The organism is Streptomyces sp. NPDC052225 (assembly GCF_040679615.1).
Classification (GTDB): Bacteria; Actinomycetota; Actinomycetes; order Streptomycetales; family Streptomycetaceae; genus Streptomyces.
In genome coordinates, this window is record NZ_JBFAVD010000048.1 from 1 (window position 1) to 24,661 (window position 24,661).

At 72.6% G+C, this 24,661-nt stretch carries 21 protein-coding genes; 16 read left to right on the top strand and 5 right to left on the bottom strand.

The window, feature by feature from the left end; all coding sequences use genetic code 11:
* Positions 1 to 84 precede the first annotated feature (84 nt).
* Positions 85 to 303: a hypothetical protein gene (locus AB0L37_RS37170; RefSeq protein ID WP_365516176.1), complete on the bottom strand. Its 219-nt coding sequence runs from the start codon at positions 301 to 303 to the stop codon at positions 85 to 87.
* Between the two features lie 85 nt (positions 304 to 388).
* Here AB0L37_RS37170 and AB0L37_RS37175 point away from each other — a divergent pair, with 85 nt between their 5' ends.
* Positions 389 to 1,594 (top strand): bifunctional adenosylcobinamide kinase/adenosylcobinamide-phosphate guanylyltransferase, encoded by a 1,206-nt coding sequence (locus tag AB0L37_RS37175; RefSeq protein ID WP_365516178.1) that lies wholly within the window; start codon positions 389 to 391, stop codon positions 1,592 to 1,594.
* Between the two features lie 66 nt (positions 1,595 to 1,660).
* Here the strand turns inward: AB0L37_RS37175 and AB0L37_RS37180 are convergent, their stop codons facing one another.
* Together AB0L37_RS37180 and AB0L37_RS37185 are read right to left on the bottom strand one after the other, a co-directional pair.
* On the bottom strand, positions 1,661 to 2,443 hold the full coding sequence (locus tag AB0L37_RS37180; RefSeq protein WP_365516181.1) for an SDR family NAD(P)-dependent oxidoreductase: 783 nt from the start codon (positions 2,441 to 2,443) through the stop codon (positions 1,661 to 1,663).
* On the bottom strand, positions 2,440 to 3,510 hold the full coding sequence (locus AB0L37_RS37185; protein ID WP_365516183.1) for a class I SAM-dependent methyltransferase: 1,071 nt from the start codon (positions 3,508 to 3,510) through the stop codon (positions 2,440 to 2,442). Before AB0L37_RS37185 ends, AB0L37_RS37180 begins: the two co-directional genes overlap by 4 nt.
* Positions 3,511 to 3,765: 255 nt before the next feature.
* On the opposite strand from AB0L37_RS37185, the gene AB0L37_RS37190 reads away from it, so the two are divergent.
* From AB0L37_RS37190 to AB0L37_RS37200, 3 genes are all read left to right on the top strand, one after another.
* Positions 3,766 to 4,812: a nicotinate-nucleotide--dimethylbenzimidazole phosphoribosyltransferase gene (locus AB0L37_RS37190; protein WP_365516186.1), complete on the top strand. Its 1,047-nt coding sequence runs from the start codon at positions 3,766 to 3,768 to the stop codon at positions 4,810 to 4,812.
* A 193-nt stretch (positions 4,813 to 5,005) separates the two neighbouring features.
* On the top strand, positions 5,006 to 6,763 hold the full coding sequence (locus AB0L37_RS37195; protein ID WP_365516189.1) for a phosphatidylglycerol lysyltransferase domain-containing protein: 1,758 nt from the start codon (positions 5,006 to 5,008) through the stop codon (positions 6,761 to 6,763).
* Positions 6,760 to 7,413, top strand: coding sequence for a hypothetical protein (locus AB0L37_RS37200; protein WP_365516192.1), 654 nt, complete (start codon positions 6,760 to 6,762; stop codon positions 7,411 to 7,413). The genes AB0L37_RS37195 and AB0L37_RS37200 overlap by 4 nt, the downstream gene beginning before the upstream one ends.
* Here AB0L37_RS37200 and AB0L37_RS37205 read toward each other — a convergent pair.
* The gene (locus AB0L37_RS37205; protein WP_365516195.1) at positions 7,346 to 8,104 is read right to left on the bottom strand and encodes a hypothetical protein; all 759 of its coding nucleotides are present in this window, start codon (positions 8,102 to 8,104) and stop codon (positions 7,346 to 7,348) included. The two genes, AB0L37_RS37200 and AB0L37_RS37205, sit on opposite strands and share 68 nt — an antisense overlap.
* Before the next feature lie 54 nt (positions 8,105 to 8,158).
* Here AB0L37_RS37205 and cobS point away from each other — a divergent pair, with 54 nt between their 5' ends.
* From cobS to AB0L37_RS37250, 9 genes are all read left to right on the top strand, one after another.
* Positions 8,159 to 8,914, top strand: a complete 756-nt coding sequence (gene cobS, locus AB0L37_RS37210; protein WP_365516198.1) for an adenosylcobinamide-GDP ribazoletransferase — start codon at positions 8,159 to 8,161, stop codon at positions 8,912 to 8,914.
* Positions 8,915 to 9,031: 117 nt separating this feature from the next.
* Positions 9,032 to 10,570: a leucyl aminopeptidase gene (locus tag AB0L37_RS37215; RefSeq protein WP_365516201.1), complete on the top strand. Its 1,539-nt coding sequence runs from the start codon at positions 9,032 to 9,034 to the stop codon at positions 10,568 to 10,570.
* A gap of 295 nt (positions 10,571 to 10,865) precedes the next feature.
* On the top strand, positions 10,866 to 12,254 hold the full coding sequence (gene lpdA, locus AB0L37_RS37220; RefSeq protein ID WP_365516204.1) for a dihydrolipoyl dehydrogenase: 1,389 nt from the start codon (positions 10,866 to 10,868) through the stop codon (positions 12,252 to 12,254).
* Positions 12,255 to 12,352: 98 nt separating this feature from the next.
* Positions 12,353 to 14,107, top strand: a complete 1,755-nt coding sequence (gene sucB, locus AB0L37_RS37225; RefSeq protein WP_365516207.1) for a 2-oxoglutarate dehydrogenase, E2 component, dihydrolipoamide succinyltransferase — start codon at positions 12,353 to 12,355, stop codon at positions 14,105 to 14,107.
* A 205-nt stretch (positions 14,108 to 14,312) separates the two neighbouring features.
* Positions 14,313 to 14,936 carry a GntR family transcriptional regulator gene (locus tag AB0L37_RS37230; RefSeq protein ID WP_365516210.1) on the top strand — a complete coding sequence of 208 codons (624 nt, stop codon included), beginning with the start codon at positions 14,313 to 14,315 and terminating at the stop codon, positions 14,934 to 14,936.
* Between the two features lie 284 nt (positions 14,937 to 15,220).
* A complete protein-coding gene (gene aceE, locus AB0L37_RS37235; protein WP_365516213.1) occupies positions 15,221 to 17,926 on the top strand; it encodes a pyruvate dehydrogenase (acetyl-transferring), homodimeric type in 2,706 nt (901 codons plus the stop codon).
* Between the two features lie 89 nt (positions 17,927 to 18,015).
* Entirely contained in the window at positions 18,016 to 18,795 is a 780-nt protein-coding gene (locus AB0L37_RS37240; protein WP_365516216.1) for a VOC family protein, read from the top strand.
* Positions 18,796 to 18,843: 48 nt separating this feature from the next.
* Positions 18,844 to 19,818, top strand: a complete 975-nt coding sequence (locus AB0L37_RS37245; RefSeq protein WP_365516219.1) for a WYL domain-containing protein — start codon at positions 18,844 to 18,846, stop codon at positions 19,816 to 19,818.
* Positions 19,819 to 19,939: 121 nt separating this feature from the next.
* Positions 19,940 to 20,455 carry a DUF4240 domain-containing protein gene (locus AB0L37_RS37250; RefSeq protein ID WP_365516234.1) on the top strand — a complete coding sequence of 172 codons (516 nt, stop codon included), beginning with the start codon at positions 19,940 to 19,942 and terminating at the stop codon, positions 20,453 to 20,455.
* 119 nt (positions 20,456 to 20,574) lie between these two features.
* Here the strand turns inward: AB0L37_RS37250 and AB0L37_RS37255 are convergent, their stop codons facing one another.
* The gene (locus AB0L37_RS37255) at positions 20,575 to 21,462 is read right to left on the bottom strand and encodes a TIGR01777 family oxidoreductase (protein ID WP_365516222.1); all 888 of its coding nucleotides are present in this window, start codon (positions 21,460 to 21,462) and stop codon (positions 20,575 to 20,577) included.
* Between the two features lie 32 nt (positions 21,463 to 21,494).
* Between AB0L37_RS37255 and AB0L37_RS37260 the strand changes: the two genes are divergently transcribed.
* The 3 genes from AB0L37_RS37260 to AB0L37_RS37270 are packed head-to-tail and all read left to right on the top strand — an operon-like array spanning position 21,495 to position 24,527.
* Complete coding sequence (locus tag AB0L37_RS37260) at positions 21,495 to 21,989, top strand: GNAT family N-acetyltransferase (RefSeq protein ID WP_365516225.1); 495 nt, start codon at positions 21,495 to 21,497, stop codon at positions 21,987 to 21,989.
* Between the two features lie 60 nt (positions 21,990 to 22,049).
* Entirely contained in the window at positions 22,050 to 23,162 is a 1,113-nt protein-coding gene (locus tag AB0L37_RS37265; protein WP_365516228.1) for a PP2C family protein-serine/threonine phosphatase, read from the top strand.
* An 18-nt stretch (positions 23,163 to 23,180) separates the two neighbouring features.
* Positions 23,181 to 24,527: a hypothetical protein gene (locus AB0L37_RS37270; RefSeq protein ID WP_365516231.1), complete on the top strand. Its 1,347-nt coding sequence runs from the start codon at positions 23,181 to 23,183 to the stop codon at positions 24,525 to 24,527.
* The last annotated feature ends 134 nt before the right edge of the window (positions 24,528 to 24,661 follow it).

Consider the following 24,661-nt stretch of genomic DNA (forward strand, 5'->3'; position numbering starts at 1 on the left):
GTCGCGTCCGCTCATGTACCGAGCGGACGCGACTGCGGCTTTTCGCGGGGTTGCTCGCGCAGTTCCCCGCGCCCCTGGCGGGGCCTAGGCCGAGGCGTCTTCCCCGTGCAGGCTCATGGGGCCGTAGATCTTGGTCGTGTCCTCGAAGAGGGAGACCTGGTCGGCGCCGCCCTCCACGAGCTGCTTCCAGTACTCGCCGACCCAGGACTCGGCGTCCCCCTGCGTCGTGAACTCCTCCGGCTGCACCGCCGGGGGCACCTCCGTCCCGTCGGACTTCTCGAACCGCCACGTCCATGCCGCCATGTCAGCCTCCCGGTACCGCATGTCCGATGTCCCTGGAAGCCTATCCGGGCGCGCGGCGCCGGAGACCGCGCGGGAGGATCTTCCTGTGGAACTGACACTGCTCGGCACCGGTGCCCCCGAAGGACTGCCCCGACCCGACTGCCCCTGCGCCGCGTGCGCGGGTGCGCTCGGCCCGTCCGCGCGCGCCGCGACGGCGCTGTTGATCGACGGAACGCTGCTGCTGGACCTGACGCCGGGCGCCGTGTTCGCCGCGGCCCGCTCGGGGCACAGCCTCGGCGGCGTACGGCAGGTGCTGCTCTCCCATCCGCACGACGGGCCCCCGGTCGAGGTGCCTGCCGGGCTGCCGCAGCCGGGGCGGGTGCCGGACGGGCGCGAGCTGGCGCTGCTCACCGGGCACCGGGTGCGGGCGCTCGCCCTGGACGCGCCGGGCACCGGGTACGAGGTGGCCGGGCCCGACGGGGAGCGGGTGCTTTACCTGCCGCCGGGGGCCGCGCCCGCCGGCCTGGAGGACGTCCGGGCCCCGTACGAGATGGTCGTCGCCGATGTGATCGGGCGGCCCGACGCGCTCGCCCGGCTGCGGTCCGTCGGGGCGGTCGGGCCGACCACCGATGTCGTCGCCGTCCACCTCGACCATGACGTGCCGCCCGGCCCCGAACTCGACCGGCGGCTCGCCGCCGCGGGCGCGCGGGCCGTGCCCGACGGGACGACCCTGGACGTGGGGGCGTACGAGGACGTGCCCGACGTGCCGCGCAGGACGCTGGTGCTCGGTGGTGCCCGGTCGGGGAAGTCGGTGGAGGCCGAGCGGCGCCTGGAGGCGTTCCCCGACGTGCTCTATGTCGCGACCGGCGGGACGCGGGGCGGCGACGGGGAGTGGGCGCGGCGGGTCGCGCTGCACCGGGAGCGCAGGCCCGGTTCGTGGCGGACCGCGGAGACCTGCGATCTGGTGCCGCTGCTCGACGACGCCGAGGACGGCGCACCGCTGCTGATCGACTGCCTGTCGCTCTGGCTGACGTACGCGATGGACGAGGTCGGGGCGTGGGACGACGCCGAGTGGGCGGGCGGCGGGGAGAAGGCGCTGCGCGCGAAGGTGGTCGAGCTGGTGGACGCCGTGCGGCGCACGCGGCGCACCGTCGTGGCCGTCTCGAACGAGGTGGGGTCGGGGATCGTGCCCGCGACGGCGTCCGGGCGCCGCTACCGCGACGAACTCGGCCGTCTGAACGCCGCGTTCGCCGCCGAGTGCGAGCACGTGCTGCTCGTCGTCGCCGGTACGGCGCTGGCGCTGCGCGGCTGACGGAGTCCGCCGGCCGGGTCCGCTCGCCCCGTCGGCGACTCCGGCCCGCCGTCTCCCGCAGGGCGCTCACCGGCCCGCCGTGTAGCCGCCGTCCGCGCCGTGCACCGATCCGGTGCTGAAACTCGCTCGGTCCGAGAGCAGGAACGCCGTCAGTTCCGCCACCTCCTCCGGCGTGCCGAGGCGGCCCGCCGGGTGACGGGCCGTCAGCAGGTTCCGTACGTCGGCGTCGGCGTCCGCGTACGCGTCCGCCAGGAGCGGCGTGTCGATGAAGCCGGGGGCCACCGCGTTGACCCGGACGCCCTGGGCCGCGTACTCGATGGCCGCCGTCTTCGTCAGGCCGATGACGGCGTGCTTCGCCGCGCTGTACGCCGATGCGCCGAGGGAGCCGCGGCTGCCCAGGACCGAGGCCATGTTGACGATCGAGCCGCCGCCCGCGGAGAGCATCGCCGGGATCTCGTACTTCATCGCGTGGAAGACGCCGTCGAGGTTGACGGACAACACCCGCCGCCAGTCGGCGAGTTCGACGTCGGCGGTGAGGGCCGCGGGGTGGGTGACGCCCGCGTTGTTCACCGCGAGGTGCAGGGCGCCGAACGCGGCGACCGTGGTGTACACGGCCGCCTCCACCTGGACGGGGTCGGTGACGTCGACGGTGAGCGCGATGGCGCGGGCGCCGGCCGCGGTGAGTTCGGCGGCGGCCTTGGCGGCGCCCTCCGGGTCGCGGTCGACAGCGGCGACGGCCGCTCCCCCGGCGGCAAGACGGCGGGCGACGGCGAGGCCGATGCCGGAGGCCGCACCGGTCACGAGGGCGGTGCGGCCGGCGAACTCCCGTTCCGGGGAAGGGGCGTTCATGAGGCGTCCGGGTCGCGGCGGGCGATGACGCGGTACGCGTTGGAGAAGCGGGTGCGGCTGACCAGCGGGGCGAGGAGCTGGTCGGCGGCGTACGCCGCGACGAACGCGGGCGCCGAGGTGTACATCAGGGCCTGGCGGAGCTTGCGCTGGAAGTCGCTCGGGATCTTCGTGCGCCAGGGGTCGTCGGCGTCGGGCAGGTAGTGGCCGAGCAGGAGGGCGCAGGCGGCCGTCAGGTCGAGCGGGACGTGCGGTTCGCGGCGGTCGACGGAGACGACGGTGTAGCCGAGGGCGCGCAGCTCGGTGCGGAGGTTGGCGAGCGGGATGAAGTGCAGGTGCTGCGGCTGGAAGTACGACACCCACCACTTGCCGAGGAGCTTGGCGTAGCGGCTCTCGGGGTCGGGGACCTCGATCATCAGGTGGCCGCCGGGGCGCAGCACGCGGTGGGCCGCCTTGAGTTCCTCGCGCGGGTCGAGGGAGTGCTCCAGGTAGTGGAACATGCTCATCGCGTCGTAGCGGCCCGCGAGTTGGGGCGCCAGGTCGGTGAGGAAGCCGCGGTGGGCCTCGTCGACGCGGCCCTCGCGGCGGCCCTCCTCGACGCCGTCGCTGATGTCGAGGCCGTCGAACGCCGTGTACGGCAGGACCTCCTTGGCGACCGCAGGGAAGTGGCCGTGGCCGGTGCCGACGTCGAGCCAGCTCTCCGGCTCCATGAAGCGGGCGAGGGCGCGGGCGCGGGCCGCGTACCGCCTGGTGGAGGTCTGCGGGCCGAAGATCTTCTCGGCCTGGTCGGCGCGCAGGCCGTCGTAGAAGTCGCGGTAGTAGAAGTTCAGGCCCTCGGGCGTCAGTCGCGGGTTCTGGAACGAGTGGGCGCAGGAGCGGCACTGGTCGAGCGTGAACGTGCCGGGCTTGTGCTGGAGCAGGTCCGTGGTGCGCAGCCGGGTGCGCAGCTTGGTGGAGCCGCACCAGGGGCAGTCGGGGCGGCGCGGCTCGTGGAACCGCTCGGTGCCCTGGGCGAGCTCGGTGAGGTAGGCGGGGCGGCGCTCGGCCACGGCCTGTGCTGAGGCGGACATCGGTCGTCAACTCCTGGAGTCAAGCGGAAGGCGGGTGCCGAGGGCGCGGCACATCGCGGTCCGGTCCGATGAACACCGCGGTACGACAATCCGATACAAAACGGAACGTAAGGGATCATCGGGCGCGAAGCAATCACGTAAAGGAGCGGACCTGCCACATGGCGTAACTGGCCGTCAGATGCGCGACCCCCGGGCCCGCTGTGACTGATGGGACGTCAGGGGACCAGCGGGGGCACGGCCGGTACTGTTCGGCGAATGAGCTCGCTGAATCTCGACGACTTCACCGATCTGATCGAGCGCCCCGACGGCGGGACCCGCCGCGACGCCGAGGAGCGCAGGGCGCGCTTCGCCGTGCCGCCGGGCGCCCTGGGCCGCCTCGACGAGCTGGGCGAGTGGCTCTCCGCCGCCCAGGGCGCGGTGCCCGTACGGCCCGTCGCACAGCCGCGCGTGATCCTGTTCGCGGGCGACCACGGCGTCGCCGAGCTCGGCGTGTCGAAACGGGCCACGGGCGGCGCCGCCGACCTGGTCCGCGAGGTCGTCGAGGGCGCGAGCACCGGCGCGATCCTCGCCCGCAGGCTCGGCGTACAGATCCGGGTCGTCGACCTCTCCCTCGACTGCGAGCCCGAGGACCTGCCCGAGGCCGTCGTGAGCCACCGGGTGCGGCGCGGCTCCGGGCGCATCGACATCGAGGACGCGCTCACCCTGGAGGAGGCCGAGGCGGCGTTCCGCGCGGGCATGGCGGTCGCCGACGAGGAAGCCGACTCCGGTACGGACCTGGTGGTCCTCGGCGACGTCAGCGTCGGCGGGACCACGGCCGCCGCGACCCTCATCGCGGCGCTGTGCGGCACGGACGCCTCGGTCGTCACCGGCCGCGGCGGCGACGCCATCGACGACCTCGCGTGGATGCGCAAGTGCGCGGCGGTACGGGACGCGCTGCGCCGGGCGCGGCCGGTCCTCGGCGACCAGCTCCAGCTGCTCGCGACGGTCGGCGGCGCGGATCTCGCGGCGGCGACCGGCTTCCTCCTCCAGTGCGCCGTACGCCGTACGCCGGTGATCCTTGACGGCGTTGTCTCGGCGGCCTGCGCGCTGGTCGGGCAGCGGGTGGCGTTCCGCGCGCCGGACTGGTGGCTGGCGGCCCACACGAGCGGTGAGCCCGCCCAGACCAAGGCGTTCGACCGCATGGCGATGGAGCCCCTCCTCTCCCAGGACGTCAAGGTCGGCGGCGCCACGGGAGGCCTCCTGGCCCTCCCCCTGGTGCAGGCCGCAGCCTCCTTGGCCGCCGAGCTACCGGAAGCCCCGTAAGGGGCGACGGGGAACTGCGCGAGCAACCCGAGAAGAGCCGCAGTCGCGTCTGCTCATGTCACGAGCAGACGCGACTGCGGCTTTTTCATGGCTGAGCGCGCCCCGCGGCGGAGCCGCTGATCGATACAGCCCCGCGCCCCTGACAGGGCGCCGAACCTCGAAACAGGCCAAACGGGCACATAAGCTCCCCGCCATGGGAGACACACAGACACGCGGCGTACCCACCTCGACCCCGACATCCCGGCGGGCAGCAGCCACCACGGTCTGGTACCTCCGCGCCGTCACGTTCCTCAATCTGCTCGGCGCCGTCTGGGTCTCCTTCGGCCAGGACCTGCGCCGCCACAACGAGGAGAACTACTTCACCCCGTACCTGCTCGCCGCCGGCTTCTCGTCCGCCGCCGTCGCCTGGTTCCTGGCGGTCACGATGCGCCGCCGCAAGCGCGCGGCGTGGATCCTCAACCTCGTCCTGTGCGGGCTCTTCTTCCTGCTCTTCGCCCTCGTGATGTTCTTCCCGGAGGTCCGCGCGCACGCCCAGAACTGGGTCTCGCTGGCGCTGACCGCCGCCTTCCTCGCCGCGCTCGTCGTCGGCCGCCGCGAGTTCTACGCGAAGGGCGACCGCTCGAACGCGAAGCTCGCGGCGATCGTCGCGGTCGGCGGCCTGCTCGTCGCCTCGCTCTTCGCGACGTTCCTGGTCACGGTCACCAACCACGCCCACGATCCGCACCGTTCGACGTTCCTTGAGCGCTGGCGCTACGGCACCCTGCGGCTGATCTCGGTCGCGTCGAACGACGCCCACTACCCCGGCATCACCACGCCGAACTGGGTGAACGTCGTCATCAACATCCTCTCCACGCTCCTGCTCGTCGCCGTCGTCTACGCCGCGTTCCGCTCCCGCCGGGCCGTCGACCCGCTCACCCCCGACGACGAGGCGAAGCTGCACGCGCTGCTCGACAAGGAGGGCGAGCGCGACTCGCTCGGGTACTTCGCGCTGCGCCGCGACAAGAGCGTCCTGTGGTCGCCGACGGGCAAGGCCGCGGTGACGTACCGGGTGGTGGGCGGTGTCTCACTCGCCTCCGGTGATCCGATCGGCGACCCGGAGGCGTGGCCCGGCGCGATCGAGCCCTGGCTCGCCGAGGCGCGGGTGCACGGCTGGATCCCGGCCGTGATGGGCGCGAGCGAGGAGGCCGGCACGATCTACGCGCGGCACGGCCTCGACGCCCTCGAACTCGGCGACGAAGCCATCGTGGAGACCGCCGAGTTCACCCTCGAAGGGCGGGCCATGCGGACCGTCCGCCAGGCCTACAACCGGGTGAAGCGCGCCGGGTACACGGTCCGCGTCCGCCGCCACGAGGACATTCCGGCCGACGAGATGACGTACCTCCTGGAGCGGGCCGACGACTGGCGCGACGGCGCCACCGAACGCGGCTTCTCGATGGCGCTCGGGCGGCTCGGCGACCCGGCGGACGGCAGGTGCGTGATGCTCGAATGCGCCGACGGCGAGGGCGACTTGAGAGCACTGCTCTCCTTCGTGCCGTGGGGGCCGAACGGCCTCTCCCTCGATCTGATGCGCCGTGACCGGGACTCCGAGAACGGTCTGATGGAGTTCATGGTCATCGAACTCCTCCAGCACGCGCCGGAGATGAAGATCACGCAGGTCTCGCTGAACTTCGCGATGTTCCGCTCCGTCTTCGAACGCGGCTCGCGACTCGGCGCGGGCCCGGTGCTGCGCCTGTGGCGCTCACTGCTGAGCTTCTTCTCGCGGTGGTGGCAGATCGAATCGCTGTACCGGGCCAACGCCAAGTACCGGCCCATCTGGGAACCCCGTTTCCTGCTCTTCGAGAAGAGCGCCGACCTGCCGCGCATCGGCATCGCGTCGGCGCGCGCCGAGGGCTTCCTCGAAGTGCCCGGCCTGCCCAAGTGGCTGCGGCGCAGCCGTCTGGAGCATTCATGAGGGACGCGGCCCGCCGCGAATGGGGCCCGCTCTTCGGCGCCGTACGGGACGGACTCGTCGCGCGGCGTTGGCGGGCGATCCCGATGACGCTGGCCGCGGTGTGCCTGACGGCGGCCCTCCAGTACGTGCAGAACCAGTCGTGGGGTTACCGGTTCGTCCAGGACATGGGCGCGGTGCGGGCCGTCGACCCGCTGTGGCTCGCGCTGCTGCGCACCCCGCTGTCGCTGTTCGTCCCGGCCCTCGACCTGCCGGTGTGGGGCGCGCTCGCGCAGATCCTGCTGGTGTTCGGCATCGCCGAGATCTGCCTGGGGCGGTGGCGCACCCTCGTCGTCGCGTACGTGGCCACGCTCGCCGGGACCCTGTACGCGCGGGTCGCCATCGCCGCCGGATGGCTGCCGGAATCGGACGCGCAGGTCGTGGACACCGGCCCGTCGGCGGCGGTCGTCGGGCTCGCGGTGTACGTGTGCTGGCGCTACCGGGCCCGGTTCACCGGCGCGCTCGTCGTCGCGACGATGGCCGTCGAGTGCGCGGTGAAGCCGAACCTCGCGGGCTGGGAACACCTGGCCGCGATCGGCGCCGTGCTCATCGTGTGCGCCGCTGAACTGGGGGTTCGCGGAAGCCGCCGACCAGATCCTGGAAGCGCCGGCTGATCCGGTGCCAGCGGCGGTCGTGCCGGAAGGCCCGCAGGGACGCGCGGGCCCGGGCGCGCGGGCGGCGCCGGTAGCAGCGCCGGGCCCAGGAGGAACCGGGGCGGGCGAGGCGCACCGCGCCCCACCACGCGGCGAACGGCACCAGGACGCCGAGGACGGCGAGCCGCGGCTTGCCCTTGAGCAGGGTCACGACGACGAGGCAGAAGTTCAGCACCAGCGTCGCGATGAACACTCCGCGGTCGTGCTGCTCGTCCTGCGTCAGGTCGTTCACACCGAGCGGCGAGAAGCCGCAGATCACGAGGGCGCCGAGAGCCGCCGCGAGCACCACGACCTCGACGCTCTGCCGGCCCTGCTCGCTCCAGTACACGTCGTCGAGGTGCAGGACCAGGGCGAACTCGTCGAGCACCAGGCCCGCCCCGACCCCGAACACGACCGCGCACACGCACGCCGTGACCCCGTGCCGCCCGCTGCCGACCGCCCCGAACCCGCCGGCGGTCATCAGGACGATGCCGGGCACGACGTGGTGGATGTGCGTGCCGCCCGGCGCGATGTCCCGGAACGGGCCGCGGCCCGCGCGGATCAGCCGGGTGACGGTGCGGGTCAGCAGGAACGTGGCGCCGAACGCGAGCAGCGCCAGGAGCACGGGCAGCTTGCCGGGCTCCGTGATGTTCCGGTACCACCAGTCGCCCATGGGCCCATCCTGCGTCCCCGACGCCGGCCGCGCCCGTCCGGGTAACCTCCCCCGGTGTCCACAACCCCCCTGGTCGACGGCATACGTTTCGCCTTCGGCACCCTCACCGTCCTGCCCGTCGAGGTCACCCGCTGGGACCGGGACGCCGCCCGGTCCGGGATGCTGTCCGCCCCGCTGGCCGGCCTGGTCGTCGGCCTGTGCGCGGCGGCGCTCGGCGGCGCCCTGACCCTGCTCGGCGCGGGCGCGCTGCTCGCGGCCGTCGCCTCGGTCGCCGTGCCGGCCGCGCTCACCCGGGGCCTGCACCTGGACGGGCTCGCGGACGTCGCGGACGGGCTCGGCAGCGGCAAGCCCGCCGAGGACGCGCTGCGCATCATGAAGCAGTCCGACATCGGCCCCTTCGGCGTGGTCGTCCTGGTCCTGACGCTGCTCGCGCAGATCGCGGTCCTCGCCCAGCTGTACGCCGAGTCGTGGCACCGGGGCGCCCTCGCGGCGGCCGTGTCCGCGGTGACGGCCCGCCTCGCCCTGACGTTCGCGTCCCGCACCGGCGTCCCGGCCGCCCGCCCGGAGGGCCTCGGCGCGGCCGTCGCCGAGACGGTGCCGGTGCGGGCGGCGCTGATCGCGGGCGCGGTGGTCGTCGCGGTGACGGCGGCGTTCTCGCTGCCCGGCGCGATCGCGGTCGTCCTCGCCTGCGGCGCTGCGGAACTGCTGCTGCGACGGTGCGTGAACCGGTTCGGCGGGGTGACGGGGGACGTGTTCGGGGCGGTGGCGGAGGTCGCCGCGACCGCCTCGCTGGTGGCACTCGCCGTATAGGGCCGCCTCACCGGGGCACCTGCCGGGACACCGGCGTAGGCTCGCCCCGGCGGGCCGCCCACCCCACGGCCCAGGCAACGAAGCCAGCCCCACCGATGAAAGAGGGACCTCACCACCGTGACTGCTCTGACTCTCAGCACCGCCGCAGCGCCCGGCCTCCGCGCCGACGCCATCGTCGTCGGTGTCGCCGCCGGCGCCAAGGGCCCGGTCGTCGCCCCCGGCGCCGAGGCCGTGGACAAGGCGTACGACGGAAAGCTCGCCTCCGTCCTGGAGACCCTCGGCGCCGGTGGCGGCGAGGGCGAGGTGACCAAGCTGCCCGCGCCCTCCGGGTTCAAGGCGCCGCTGGTGCTCGCGGTGGGCCTGGGTGCGGAGCCGGAGAACCCCGAGAACGGAGCGGCGTACGGCACGGAGGCGCTGCGCCGTGCCGCCGGTGTCGCCGCGCGCGCCCTCGCCGGGTCGAAGAAGGCCGCGTTCGCGCTGCCGGTCGGTGATGCCGAGGACGCGGGCGCCGTCGCGGAGGGCGCCCTGCTCGGCGCGTACTCCTTCGACGCGTACAAGGAGATGACGGCCAAGGACGCGGCCGCCAAGAAGGGCAAGGCGCCGCTCGCCGAGGTCGCCGTGCTCGGCGGCAAGCCGCGCGACAAGGCGTACAAGGCCGAGATCGAGCGCGCCGTCGCGGTCGCCGAGGAGCTCAACCGCGCCCGCGACCTGGTCAACACCCCGCCGAACGACCTCAACCCCGAGGCCTTCGCCGCCGTCGCCACGGCCGCGGCCAAGGAGCACGGCATCAAGGTGCAGGTGCTCGACGAGAAGGCGCTCACCAAGGGCGGCTACGGCGGCATCCTCGGCGTCGGCGCCGGCTCGGAGGCCCCGCCGCGCCTGGTGAAGCTCTCGTACACGAGCTCCAAGGCGAAGAAGCACCTCGCCTTCGTCGGCAAGGGCATCACGTACGACTCGGGCGGCATCTCGCTGAAGCCGGCCGGCCACAACGAGACGATGAAGTGCGACATGGCGGGCGCCGCCGCGGTGTTCGCCGCCGTCGTCGCCGCCGCGCGCCTGGGCCTGGAGGTGAACGTCACCGGCTGGCTGGCGCTCGCCGAGAACATGCCGTCGGGCTCGGCCACCCGCCCCGGTGACGTGCTTCGCATGTACAGCGGCAAGACCGTCGAGGTCCTGAACACGGACGCCGAGGGCCGTCTGGTCCTGGCCGACGCGATCGCCAAGGCCTCCGAGGAGAACCCGGACGCGATCGTCGACGTCGCCACGCTGACCGGCGCGATGATGCTGGCGCTCGGCAACCGCACGTTCGGTGTCATGGCGAACGACGACGCGTTCCGTACGGCGATCCACGAGGCCGCCGAGGAGGTCGGCGAGCCGTCCTGGCCGATGCCGCTCCCGGCCGACCTGCGCAAGGGCATGGACTCGGCCACCGCCGACATCGCCAACATGGGCGAGCGGATGGGCGGCGGCCTGGTCGCCGGTCTGTTCCTGAAGGAGTTCGTCGGCGAGGGCATCACGTGGGCCCACCTCGACATCGCGGGCCCGGCCTTCCACGAGGGCGCCCCGTTCGGTTACACGCCGAAGGGCGGCACGGGAACGGCCGTGCGCACGCTGGTCCGCCTCGCGGAACTGACGGCCGCGGGCGACCTCGGCTGACGCCTCGCCACTCGTAAAAGAGCCGTAAAAGCGCTGAACAGCCCCGGGTCAACGCGACCCGGGGCTGTTCGCTTTCGACGAAATCCGTAGGTTGCGCCACTTCTGTCACGGGTGTTTCCGGTGTAACCGCCGTCTCACCCCGCAGCCCGACGTCCCGCATGCCTTCGACAAGTGCGAGGATGGGGGGCGGCAGGACAGGGCCCCACCCGAGGGCCGAAGAACGAGCGGCCGATACACCAGCCGCCGCCCGGTCATTGGTGACCGGCGTACGGCGCACATGCATGGAGGACGTGACGTGGCGAACGACGCCAGCACCGTTTTCGACCTAGTGATCCTCGGCGGTGGCAGTGGCGGTTACGCCGCGGCCCTGCGTGCCTCGCAGCTGGGTCTCGACGTCGCCCTGATCGAGAAGGGCAAGGTCGGCGGTACCTGCCTGCACAACGGCTGCATCCCGACGAAGGCCCTGCTGCACGCGGGCGAGATCGCCGACCAGGCCCGCGAGAGCGAGCAGTTCGGCGTCAAGGCCACCTTCGAGGGCATCGACATCGAGGCCGTCCACAAGTACAAGGACGACGTCATCTCCGGCCTGTACAAGGGCCTCCAGGGGCTGATCGCCTCCCGCAAGGTGACGTACATCGAGGGTGAGGGCCGGCTGTCCTCCCCGACGTCCGTGGACGTGAACGGCCAGCGCATCCAGGGCCGCCACGTGCTCCTCGCGACCGGCTCCGTGCCGAAGTCGCTGCCGGGCCTGGAGATCGACGGCAACCGCATCATCTCCTCGGACCACGCGCTGAAGCTGGACCGCGTCCCGAAGTCCGCGATCGTGCTGGGCGGCGGCGTCATCGGCGTCGAGTTCGCCTCGGCGTGGAAGTCCTTCGGCACCGACGTCACCATCGTCGAGGGCCTCAAGCACCTCGTCCCGGTCGAGGACGAGAACAGCTCCAAGCTTCTTGAGCGCGCGTTCCGCAAGCGCGGCATCAAGTTCAACCTCGGCACGTTCTTCGAGAAGGCCGAGTACACGCAGGACGGCGTCCGCGTGACCCTGGCCGACGGCAAGACCTTCGAGGCGGAGATCCTCCTCGTCGCGATCGGCCGCGGCCCCGTCTCCGCCGGTCTCGGCTACGAGGAGCAGGGCGTCGCGATGGACCGCGGCTACGTCCTCGTCGACGAGTACATGCAGACCAACGTGCCGACCATCTCGGCCGTCGGTGACCTCGTCCCGACGCTCCAGCTCGCGCACGTCGGCTTCGCCGAGGGCATCCTGGTAGCGGAGCGTCTGGCCGGTCTCAAGACCGTCCCGATCGACTACGACGGCGTGCCGAAGGTGACGTACTGCCACCCCGAGGTCGCCTCCGTGGGTATCACCGAGGCCAAGGCCAAGGAGATCTACGGTGCGGACAAGGTCGTCGCTCTGAAGTACAACCTGGCGGGCAACGGCAAGTCCAAGATCCTCAAGACCGCGGGCGAGATCAAGCTCGTCCAGGTCAAGGACGGTGCCGTGGTCGGCGTCCACATGGTCGGCGATCGCATGGGTGAGCAGGTCGGCGAGGCCCAGCTGATCTACAACTGGGAAGCGCTGCCGGCCGAGGTGGCCCAGCTCATCCACGCCCACCCGACGCAGAACGAGGCCATGGGCGAGGCCCACCTGGCCCTCGCGGGCAAGCCGCTGCACTCGCACGACTGAGCCCCGTGCCGTCGTGCACAGCCGCGACGACCGACCGACCACAGACTTCCGTAACCAGGCACCCGCTGGTTGCGCATCGTTAAGGAGCAACAGAAACCATGGCGGTTTCCGTATCCCTTCCGGCGCTCGGTGAGAGCGTCACCGAGGGCACTGTCACCCGCTGGCTGAAGGCCGAGGGCGAGCGCGTCGAGGTCGACGAGCCGCTGCTCGAGGTGTCGACCGACAAGGTCGACACCGAGATCCCCTCGCCCGCCGCCGGCATCCTGGCCTCCATCAAGGTCGCCGAGGACGAGACCGTCGAGGTCGGCGCCGAGCTGGCCGTCATCGACGACGGTTCCGGTGCCCCGGCCCCCGCCGCGGCGCCCGCCGCCGAGGCCCCGGCCGCCCCCGCGCAGGAGGCTCCGGCCCCGGCCGCCGCCCCCGCGCAGGAAGCCCCCGCCGCGCCGGCCGCGCCCGCTTCTTCCGGTGGCAGCGCCTCCGGTACCGACGTCGTGCTGCCCGCGCTGGGCGAGTCGGTCACCGAGGGCACCGTCACCCGCTGGCTGAAGGAGGTCGGCGAGGAGGTCGCGGAGGACGAGCCGCTGCTCGAGGTCTCCACCGACAAGGTCGACACCGAGATCCCCTCCCCCGTCGCCGGCGTTCTCCTGGAGATCACCGTCGCCGAGGACGAGACGGCCGAGGTCGGCGCCAAGCTCGCCGTCATCGGTGCCCCCGGTGCCGCTCCGGCCGCCCCCGCGCCCGCCGCCCCGGCCGCCGCCCCGGCTGCCCCTGCCGCGCCCGCCGCCCCGGCTCCGGCCCCCGCTGCTCCGGCCGCCCCGGCCGCCGCCGCTCCGGCCCCTGCCGCCCCGGCTGCTCCGGCTCCGGCCCCCGCGCCGGTCGCCCCGGCGGCTCCGGCCGCGCCCGCCGCCCCCGCCACCCCGGCGGACGACGGCGCGTACGTGACCCCGCTGGTGCGCAAGCTCGCCGCCGAGCAGGGCGTCAGCCTGTCCACCGTGAAGGGCACCGGCGTCGGCGGTCGTATCCGCAAGCAGGACGTCATCGCCGCCGCCGAGGCCGCGAAGGCCGCCGCTCCGGCGCCCGCCGCCGCCCCGGCCGCCGCCAAGGCCGCCCCGACCCTGGAGGCCTCTCCCCTCCGCGGTCAGACGGTCAAGCTGCCGCGCATCCGCAAGGCCATCGCGGACAACATGCACAAGGCGCTCCAGGAGCAGGCCCAGCTGTCCTCGGTCATCGAGGTCGACATCACCAAGCTGATGAAGCTGCGCGCCAAGGCCAAGGACGGCTTCGCCGCCCGCGAGGGCGTCAAGCTCTCCCCGATGCCGTTCTTCGTCAAGGCCGCCGTCCAGGCGCTGAAGGCCCACCCGGTCATCAACGCCCGCCTGAACTACGACGAGGGCACGATCACCTACTTCGACTCCGAGAACGTCGGCATCGCCGTCGACTCGGAGAAGGGCCTGATGACCCCGGTCATCAAGGGCGCGGGTGACCTGAACATCGCGGGCATCTCCAAGAAGACCGCGGAGCTGGCCAACAAGGTCCGCACCAACAAGATCGCCCCGGACGACCTGTCGGGCGCCACCTTCACGATCTCCAACACGGGTTCGCGCGGTGCGCTCTTCGACACGGTCATCGTCCCGCCGAACCAGGTCGCCATCCTGGGCATCGGCGCCACGGTCAAGCGCCCGGTCGTCGTCTCCGACCCGGAGCTCGGTGACACGATCGCCATCCGTGACATGACGTACGTGACGCTCTCCTACGACCACCGTCTGGTGGACGGCGCGGACGCCGCCCGCTACCTGACGACGGTCAAGCAGATCCTCGAGGCCGGCGAGTTCGCCGCCGAGCTGGGTCTGTAAGGGACACGCCGACGGAGCCCCCGCCCGGAGTTCTTCTCCGGACGGGGGCTCCGTCGCGTTCCGGGCGGCCCTGTGCCGGGCACGTACGTCTCTGTAACCGGCATCACCCGGGGCAAGCGCTGCCGTGCCCCTTCTGTCCTGGGGCTCGGCCGTATTGTCTAAGGGTCCCGCCGACCCATCGGGTCCGCAGAGCCAAGGAGTTTCCATGACCGCGCCCGTCATCCACTCGCTGCGCGAACAGATCCGCGAGCACATCGTGGAGGGGATCGTCAGCGGCCGCTGGAAGCCGGGCGAGCGGATCGTGGAGCGCCGGATCGCCACCGAGCTGGAGGTGTCGCAGACGCCCGTACGGGAGGCGCTGCGGGAGCTGGAGTCGCTGCGGCTGATCGAGTCGGCGCCGAACAAGGGCGTGCGCGTACGGAACCTCTCCGCGGCGGATCTGGAGGAGAGCTACCCGGTGCGGGCCGGCCTGGAGGCCATCGCCGCCGAGCTGGCCGCGGACCGGCTCGCCGAGGACTGCTCGGCCCTGGAGCCGCACGTCGCGGCGCTGTACGTGGCCGACCGGGAGGCCGACGGGACCGGTCAGGTGCGGCACACCGTGGGCTTTCACCGGGAGATGGTGCGGGCCGCGGGGAACTCCGTGCTGCTGCACACGTGGGAGGGTCTGGGGATCGAGGTCTTCACGGCGCTGTCCATCCGGTGGCTGGGGACCGTTCAGCAGTCCTACGCGGAGGAGCACGCGGATCTCGTCGCCGCGTTCCAGCGGCGGGATCCGGATATCGCCGCGCTGGTGAAGGCGCACGTTCTCGGGTGCGCCCCGCGGGCGTGATCCCGGTCTCGCCCACCGATGACCGTGCGTCGCGGGGTGCGGACCGTGGGTGGCTGGTCGCGCCGTTCCCCGCGCCCCTAAAGGGGCACCCAGTGCCCCGTAACGCGACACGCCGTGCCGACTTTCTCGATCTGAAGAGGTTTTGCCCTTCAACCCTTTGATCGATCATCGATCAGGGAGTTACAGTCGCCGACGGGTCCCTACCGGGACCTCGCCCTGTCCTGCCAAAGACCAAGGGCACCCCCAACCCCACCCCCTTCGACTCAGGAAGGCGTGCGGCGACTATGACCGACCCCATGCGCATCCAGCCGAGCGAGCTCGACCAGCTCCCGGACCGCGACCCCGAGGAGACCGCCGAATGGCAGGCCTCCCTGGACGCCGTTACCCAGGCGGCCGGGCCGCACCGTGCCGCGCAGCTGATGCGACGCACGCTGGAGCGCGGCGAGGCCGGCGGCCTGCCGCTGCCCAAGCTCCTGTCGACCGACTACCTCAACACCATCCCCACCTCCGCGGAGCCGGACTTCCCCGGTGACGAGGCGATGGAAGCCAGGATCACCGCGTACAACCGGTGGAACGCGGCCGCGATGGTGACCCGGGGCAGCAAGTACGGCGTCGGCGGCCACATCGCCACCTTCGCCTCGGCGGCCTGGCTGTACGAGACCGGCTTCAACCACTTCTTCCGCGGGAAGGAGGGCGACGGCTCCGGCGACCAGCTGTACATCCAGGGCCACGCCTCCCCCGGCATCTACGCCCGCGCCTTCCTCGACGGCCGCCTCTCCGAGGCGCAGCTCGACAACTTCCGCCGCGAGGCGGGCGGCAACGGCCTGCCGTCGTACCCGCACCCGCGCCGCCTGCCGTGGCTGTGGGAGTTCCCGACCGTGTCCATGGGCCTCGGCCCGCTGTCGGCCATCTACCAGGCGCGGTTCAACCGCTACCTGACGGCCCGCAACATCAAGGACACGTCGAACTCGCACGTCTGGGCGTTCCTCGGCGACGGCGAGATGGACGAGCCCGAGTCGACCTCGGCGCTCACGCTCGCGGCCCGCGAGGGTCTCGACAACCTGACGTTCGTCATCAACTGCAACCTGCAGCGCCTGGACGGTCCGGTCCGCCCGAACTTCCGCGTCGTGCAGGAGCTGGAGGCCCAGTTCCGCGGCTCCGGCTGGAACGTCATCAAGTCCATGTGGGGCAACGCCTGGGACGAGCTGTTCCAGCTCGACACCACCGGCGCGCTCCTGGAGCGCCTGCGCGAGGTCCCGGACGCCCAGTTCCAGACGTACCAGACGCGCGACGTCGCCTACATCCGCGAGAACTTCTTCGGCACGAGCCCGGCGCTCATCGAGCTCGCCAAGGTCCTGTCCGACGACAAGATCTCCGAGTGCTTCCACGTCTCGCGCGGCGGCCACGAGCCCCGCAAGGTCTACGCGGCGTACAAGGCGGCCATCGAGCACAAGGGCGCCCCGACGGTCATCCTGACGCAGACCGTCAAGGGCTTCACGCTCGGCAAGGGCTTCGAGTCCAAGAACGCCAACCACCAGATGAAGAAGCTGACGATCGACGAGTTCAAGGACATGCGTGACCTCCTTGACCTGCCGATCCCGGACAGCCGCTTCGAGGACGGCGTCGTGCCGTACGCGCGTCCCGCCGAGGGCTCGCCCGAGCTGCGCTACCTCGCCGAGCGCCGTGCCGCCCTGGGCGGCCCGGCCCCGGCCCGCCGCACGCAGCCGCTCGCGCCGCTGCCCGCGCCCGCGGACAAGGCGTTCGCGTCCTTCGACAAGGGCTCCGGCACGCAGTCCGTCGCCTCGACGATGGCGCTCGTACGGCTTCTGAAGGACCTCGTACGGGACAAGACGTCCGGCAAGCGCTGGGTGCCGATCATCCCCGACGAGGCGCGCACCTTCGGCATGGAGTCGCTGTTCCCGTCGCTCGGCCTGTACTCGCCCAAGGGCCAGACGTACGACCCGGTCGACCGCGACCAGCTCATGTACTACAAGGAGTCCGAGTCCGGCCAGATCCTCAACGAGGGGATCAACGAGGCCGGCGCGCTCGCCGACTTCATCGCCGCCGCCACGTCGTACTCGACGCACGGCGAGCAGATGATCCCGCTGTACATCTTCTACTCGATGTTCGGCTGGCAGCGCACGGGCGACCAGTTCTGGCAGCTCGCCGACCAGATGGGCCGCGGCTTCGTCGTCGGCGCCACCGCCGGTCGCACGACGCTGACGGGTGAGGGCCTCCAGCACGCGGACGGCCACTCGCCGATGATCGCGGCGACCAACCCGGCCGCCCTCTCGTACGACCCGGCCTTCGCCTACGAGATCGCCACGATCATGAAGGAAGGCCTGCGCCGCATGTACGGCGAGGCCAAGCCGGGCGAGGACCAGGACGTCTTCTACTACCTGACCGTCTACAACGAGCCGATGCCGCAGCCCGCGAAGCCCGCGGTCGACGGTCTCGACGAGGCGATCATCAAGGGCCTGTACCGCTTCAACACGGCGGAGACCGCGGGTCTGAACGTGGCGGCGGCCAACGCCCCGCGGATCAACCTCATCGGCTCCGGTACGGCCATCCACTGGACCCTCAAGGCGCAGCAGCTGCTCGCCGAGGAGTGGGGCGTCGCCGCGGACGTCTGGTCGGCCACGTCGTGGACCGAGCTGCGCCGTGACGCCCTGGAGGCGGACGCCGCGATCCTGCGCGGCGAGGAGCAGGTGCCGTACGTGCGTCAGGCCCTGGCCGGCGCGCAGGGCCCGGTCCTGGCCGTCTCCGACTACATGCGCCAGGTCCCCGACCAGATCGCGCAGTGGGTCGAGCAGGACTACAGCTCGCTGGGCGCCGACGGCTTCGGCCTCTCGGACACCCGTGAGGACGCCCGCCGCCACTTCGGCGTCGACGCCGAGTCGATCGTCGTCGCGGCCCTCGCCCAGCTCGCCAAGCGCGGCGAGGTCAAGGCGACGGCCGTGAAGGAGGCGCGCGAGCGCTACGGCCTGTAGCACCTGACGTAGTTGTGCCCCGTCCCGATTGCCGGGGCGGGGCACGCGTGCGTGAATGGACGGGTTGCACACCCGGGAGGTGTACGTCCATGAAGATCTCCAAGACTCCCTCCGCCCCGTGCTGGGCCGACCTGTCGACGACGGACACGGACGCGGCCCGCCTCTTCTACGAGGGTCTGTTCGGCTGGAGCAGCCGGGTCGTGGCCGATCCGGCGGCCGGCGGTTACGGCATGTTCCGGCTCGGCGGCGAGGACGGTCCGCAGGTCGCGGGGGTAGGGCCGGTGATGAACCCGCAGCAGCCCCCTGCCTGGCTGCCGTACTTCCAGACCAGCGGCGTCGAAGCGGTCACCTCCCGGGTCACCGGCAACGGCGGCCGGGTCGTCGCCGGGCCGATGGGTGTCATGGAGCAGGGCAGGCTCGCCGTCTGCCAGGACCCGGCGGGCGCCGCCTTCGGGCTGTGGGAGCCCCTTGAGCACGCCGGGTTCGAGACGGTGAACGAGCCCGGCAGCTTCTGCTGGTTCGAGCTGCTCACCCGGGACGGCAAGGGCGCGGTCGACTTCTACCAGTCGATCCTCGGCTGGGGCGCGCCCCAGCGTCCGTTCGGCGAGGGCGGCGTCTACACGGACTGGACCGTGGCCGACGAGCCGTTCGGCGGGATGATCGACATGTCGACCGGGAACTTCCCGCCCGAAGTGCCCTCGTACTGGAACCTCTACGTCGCCGTCGACGACCCCGACGCCACGGCGGCGCGCTGTGCGGAGCTGGGCGGCCGGGTGCTGGTCGAGCCGTCGTCGATGGAGGCGGGCCGGTTCGCGATCCTCACCGATCCGCAGGGCGCGGCGTTCTCCATCATGCGCTTCGCGGACTGAGCGCTTTCGGGCCGGTGCGTTGTCAGTGGGGCGGTTCATGATGGCCGTATGCGTGCTGCCCGCCTGATCAAGATGGTGCTCCTGCTCCAGAACCGGCCGTCGATGACCGCCGCCGAGCTGGCGCGCGAGCTCGAGGTGTCCGAGCGCACGGTGACGCGGGACGCGCAGGCCCTGTCCGAGGCGGGTGTGCCGGTGTACGCGGACCGGGGGCGGGCCGGCGGGTACCGGCTGATCGGCGGGTACCGGACGCGGCTCACGGGGCTGGCGAGGGGCGAGGCGGAGGCGCTGTTCCTGTCGGGGGTGCCGGGGGCGCTGCGCGACATGGGTCTGGAGGACGCGGCGTCGGCGGCCCGGCTCAAGGTGTCGGCGGCGCTGCTGCCGTCGCTGCGGGACGCGTCGCGGACGGCGGCGCAGCGGTTCCATCTGGACGCCCCGGGCTGGTTCCAGGAGCCGCAGACGCCCGAGCTGCTGCCCGCGCTCGCGGAGGCGGTGTGGGACGACCGGGCGGTGCGGGTCGCGTACCGCCGTCAGGACACCACGGTGGAGCGGGAGTTGGAGCCGTACGGGCTCGTGCTCAAGGCGGGGGTCTGGTACGTGGCGGCGCGGGTGCGCGGTTCCTCCGGGGGTTTCCGGGTGTACCGCATCGACCGGTTCACGTCCGTCGAGGCCGGCGCCGAGCACTTCGTACGGGACGAGGACTTCGAGCTGCCCGCGTTCTGGGAGGAGCGGGCGGCACAGTTCGCGCGGGCGATCCTGCGGGCCGAGGTCGTCGTACGGCTGACGGCGGCGGGCGTACGACAGCTGCCGTACGTCACCGACGGCGTGTCCGCGCGGGAGGCGATCGCGGCGGCGGGGGCGGCGGACTCCGAGGGCCGGGTGACCGTGACGCTGCCGGTCGAGTCGGAGGACGTGGCGTACACGCAGCTCATGGGGCTCGGGCCGGAGGCGGAGGTGCTGGAGCCGGCGGCGCTGCGGGAGCGGTTCGCGCGGGCGGCGCGGCGGATGAGCGGGTGGTACGGGTGAGCGCGGGGCGCGGGCGCGTGCCGGAGGAGGGGTGCCCTGGGCATGTGCATGCGTAACGAAGTGGGGCACCTCGTTCGCTCGGCGTGCGCCCCCTGGGTCCAGGGCCGATGCTTGTCCCGTGATGGACGAGACCGAGTTCTGGGAGATCGTGGACTCCACCCGCGAGGGCGCCGAGGGCGACCCCGAGGACCACGCCGAGCTGCTCGTCGACAGACTGCTGCAGGCCGATCCCGACGCGGTGCTCGACTTCGCCCGGCACTTCGAGTCCCGCTACAACCGGGCGTACCGGTGGGATCTGTGGGGTGCGGCCTGGGTGCTGCTCGGCGGGGCCAGTGATGACGCCTTCGACTTCTTCCGGTGCTGGCTGATCGGGCAGGGGCGGGAGGTCTTCGAGGGGGCGCTGCACGATCCGGACTCGCTGGCGGAGCTGCTCGACGACTTCGACGAGGAGGTCGACGGGGACGGGGAGGAGCTCGGGTACGCGGCGGACGAGGCGTACGAGGAGCTGACCGGGGCGGTGGCGGCGGACCTGGGTATTCCCCCGGCCCCGCCGGAGCCCGAGGGGACGCCGATCGACTTCGAGGACGCGGAGGCTCTGAGCCGGCTGTATCCGCGGCTGACGGAACGGTTCGGCTAGCCGCCGTAGGACGCGATCTTGTGTTGCCGGGTGCGGCTTTCGTCGTGGCTGGTCGCGCAGTTCCCCGCGCCCCTGAAGGCTTGCGGCTTCGCCGCTCGCCTTCATAAAAAGGGGGGGGGTCACGCCGCCGCAATAGCCTGCTCCACCGTCGGGAACGCGAACTCGAAGCCGGATTCCAGGAGGCGGGTCGGCAGGGCGCGGGTGGAGCCGAGGACGTCGCCCGCCATCTCACCGAGGACCAGGCGGAGCGCGGGTGACGGCACGGGGAAGAGGGTCGGGCGGTGCAGGACGCGGCCCATCGCCGCCGTGACCTCGCGGTTCGTCGCCGGGTGCGGGGCCGTGAGGTTGACCGGGCCGGACAGCGTCTGCGTGTCCAACAGGTGGCGCAGCGCCGCGACGTGGTCGTGCAGCGCGATGTACGACCAGTACTGGCGGCCGTCACCCATGCGCCCGCCGAGGCCCGCCTTGAAGAGCGGGAAGAGCTTGCCCCACGCCCCGCCGCCGCGGGCCACGACAAGACCGGTGCGCGCGAACACCGTACGGATGCCCGCCTGGTGGGCGGGGGCCGTGGCCGCCTCCCACTCGACGCAGAGCGAGGGCAGAAACCCGTCGCCCGCGGGGGCGGACTCGTCGACGGCGCGGCTGCCGGTGTCGCCGTAGTAGCCGACGGCGCTGCCGTTGAGCAGGACGCGCGGCGGGGTGTCGAGCGAGGCGGCCGCCTCGGCGAGGGTCGTCGTGCCGAGGACGCGGCTGTCGCGGATCTCCCGCTTGTACGCGTCGGTCCAGCGGTGATCGCCGACGCCCGCGCCGGCCAGGTTGACGACGGCCTCGCAGCCGCTGAGGCGGGACGTGTCGACGAGTCCCGCGTTCGGGTCCCAGCGGACCTCGTCGGCGGCCCGCGGCGCCCGCCGCACCAGGCGCAGCACCTCATGGCCGTCGGCCGTCAGGGAACGCACGAGGGCCGAACCGATCAGCCCGGAAGCACCCGCCACCGCGATACGTGTCATGACCCCATCCTGCCGGTCGTACAGTGGCCCGCATGTCAGACGCGCAGCCTCACATACGTTTCGCCGTGGTGGACGACGACGACGCCCTGGCCCGGCTCGACCGGGAGACGTGGTCGTATCTGCACGCGGTCAAGGGACCGGAGCAGCCGCCCTACCCGGCGTTCTTCAACGAGCGGTTCGGGCCGCGCGACCACCTCGTCGCCGAGCTGGACGGCGCCCTCGTGGGCTACGTACGCCTCGGTTACCCCACCTCCCTCGTCTCGAACGCGCACGTCCGGCAGATCCAGGGCCTCGCCGTCGCGGACGCGGCGCGCGGCCGTGGCGTCGGCCGGCTCCTGGTGCGGGCGGCCGTCGCCCGGGCGCGGAGCGTGGGCGCGCGCCGGATCACGCTGCGGGTGCTCGGGCACAACACCCCGGCCCGCAAGCTGTACGAGTCCGAGGGCTTCGTCGTCGAGGGTGTGCTGCCCCAGGAGTTCCTCCTGGACGGCACGTACGTGGACGACATCCTGATGGGGCAGGCCCTGTAACCACGGGCGTCCGATGGTCACCGCGTGCGGGCGGGGGCGAGTCATAGCAGGGTGAAAGGCATGACCTGGCCCGTGGCGCGCCGCCGTGACGGCGAGGAGCGTGCCTGGCTGCGCGGGGCGCCGCCGCCGCGCTGGGTGCGCTGCCTGCCGATCGTGCTGCTCGTCGGCCTCTTCCTCCTCCAGCTGGCCACGGAGCGGAACCAGGACCTGGGCTTCCTGCTCGCCGCGGTTCCGCCGCTCGCGGCCCTCACGTACGGGCCCGCGGCGACGTCCCTGCTCGGCGGCATCGTCGTGCTCCTGTTCGCCCCGCCGCTGCTGCGCTTCGGCGTACCGGGCAACAGCGACGTCCTGACGATCATGTTCGTGGCGGCCCTGAGCGTGCTCCTCGCCTGGGTGCGCAGTCGGCGCGACGAGCAGCTCGTCACGGTCCGTACGGTGGCGGAGGCCGCCCAGTTCGCGGTGCTTCCGCCGCTGCCGGAACGGGTGGGGACGGTGCGCTGCGCCGGCCTGTACCGGGCGGCGCAGCGCGGGGCCCTGGTCGGCGGGGACTTCTTCGACGTGCGGCGCGGGCCGCACGGCGTGCGGGCCGTCGTCGGTGACGTACAGGGGCACGGGCTGTCGGCGGTGGGGACGGTGGCGGGGCTGCTCGGCGCGTTCCGGGAGGCGGTCCTGGACCAGCCGGACCTGGAGGGCGTCGCGGCGCGGCTCGACCGCCGGCTGGTGGTGGACGCGGCGCAGGACGAGCACGCGGAGCTGTTCGCGACGGCCCTGTTCCTCGAGTTCCCCGACGGCTCCCCCGTCGTACGGGCCCTCTCGTGCGGCCATCCGCACCCGCTGCTGCTGCGCGGCGACGCGGTGCGCGAGCTGCCGGTGCCGCCGGGCGCGCCGCTCGGGCTCGGCATCGCGGGGCTCGCGCCGCCCGAGCCGATGACGCTGCCGCTGCACGCGGGCGACCGGATCCTCGCCCTGACGGACGGGGTGACGGAGGCGCGGGACCGATCGGGCGCCTTCTACCCGCTGACGGACCGCCTGCCGGGCCTGGACTGCGCCGATCCGGCGGCGCTCACGGACGCGGTGTGGCGGGACGTCGTGCGGTTCGCGGGGACGGTTCGGGACGATCTGACCCTGCTCGTCTTCGCTCCGGACGCCCCGGACGTGCCGCGCGGATCGTGAGATGTGAACGTAGAGCCCATGAAACGCCTGGGACCTCCGCGCCGCCCGGGGCATCGCCGTGCCGCCACCACCGCGTCCGCCCTGTTGCTGCCGCTCACGCTGACCGCGCTGTCCGGCTGCTCCGACGACGACGGGGCCGCCACTCCCCCGCCGGTGGCGTCGCCCGCCGCGACGGCGAGCGGCGCGCGCTGCGTGACGGACGCGCCCGTCCCCGACGAGGGCGCGGACGCGGCGCCCGCGGCGACCGGCGCGTACACCGTGAGCGACGGGGCGAAGACGGCGTCGCGCAAGAAGCCCTTCAAGACGTCGCAGGCCGACGAGTCGGCGGTGCTCGCCTCCGGTTCGGGGAAGCTGACGACGCACGACTCGAAGGTCACCAAGAGCGGCGGCACGTCGTCCGTCGACGCGTCGGGCGGCCACGGCCTCAACGCGGCGCTGCTCGCCCGCGACGGCGGCCGCCTCGACCTCTCCGGCGGCACGTTCCGCACCAAGGGCAAGGGCGCGACGGGCGTCTTCGCGTCGGGCAAGGGCAGCCGGGCCGAGCTGAGCGCCAACGAGATCGAGGCGAAGGGCGCGTCCGCGCACGGCGTGATGGCGTCGTACGGGGGTGAACTCGCCCTGCGATACGTGCAGATCGACACGGCGGGCGCCCAGGCGGCGCCCATCGCCGTCGGGCCGGGCGGCGGCACGGTGACGGTGTCCGGCGGCACGATGACGTCGGCCGGCTGCGGCTCACCGGGCGTGCAGACCGCCGGCGAGGTGTCCCTGACCCAGACACTCTTCGACCTGGCGAACTCGGAGGCGTTCACCGTGGAGCCCGGCGGTGCGCTGTCCCTGACCGACGTACGGGCGTCGGCGGCGGCCGGGGGTGTGGTCCTGCGCGGCGACGGCGAGACGTCGTTCACGATGAAGGACGGCTCGATCCAGGCGTCCGACGGTGACATCTTCTCCGTCCAGCAGGCCATCGCGGACGTGAAGCTGACGGGGGGCGCCGAGGTCAAGACGAAGGACGGGGCGCTGCTGCGGGTCCGCGACCGCGGGGTCGTCACGTTCGCGGCGGACGACGAGAAGCTGCACGGTGACGTGATCGTCTCCGACGGTTCGGCCGCGCTCGATCTGACGGGGTCGACGACGCTGGACGGCCGGGTCTCGGGGGCGTCCCTGTCGCTGGCCGAGGGGACGACGTGGTCGGTGGCCGGGGACTCGACGGTGGCGGGGCTCGATCTGGGCGCCGGGGCGGAGGTGTCCTCGGTGATCGTGGGGAACGGGCATGCGGTGACGTACGACCCGGGGTCGAGCCCTGCGCTCCACGGGAAGTCGTACCGGCTGACCGGGGGCGGCACGCTGAGGCCCGCCTCGTCATAGGGGGGTCTCTTGTGTCGCGGCTGCGGGTGGGTGGGGGCTGGTCGCGCAGTTCCCCGCGCCCCTGAAATGCAGACGCTTCGCGTCGCATTTCCCCGATGAAGGCTGCGCGCAGCGCATGCCTTCATGCGAGTTCG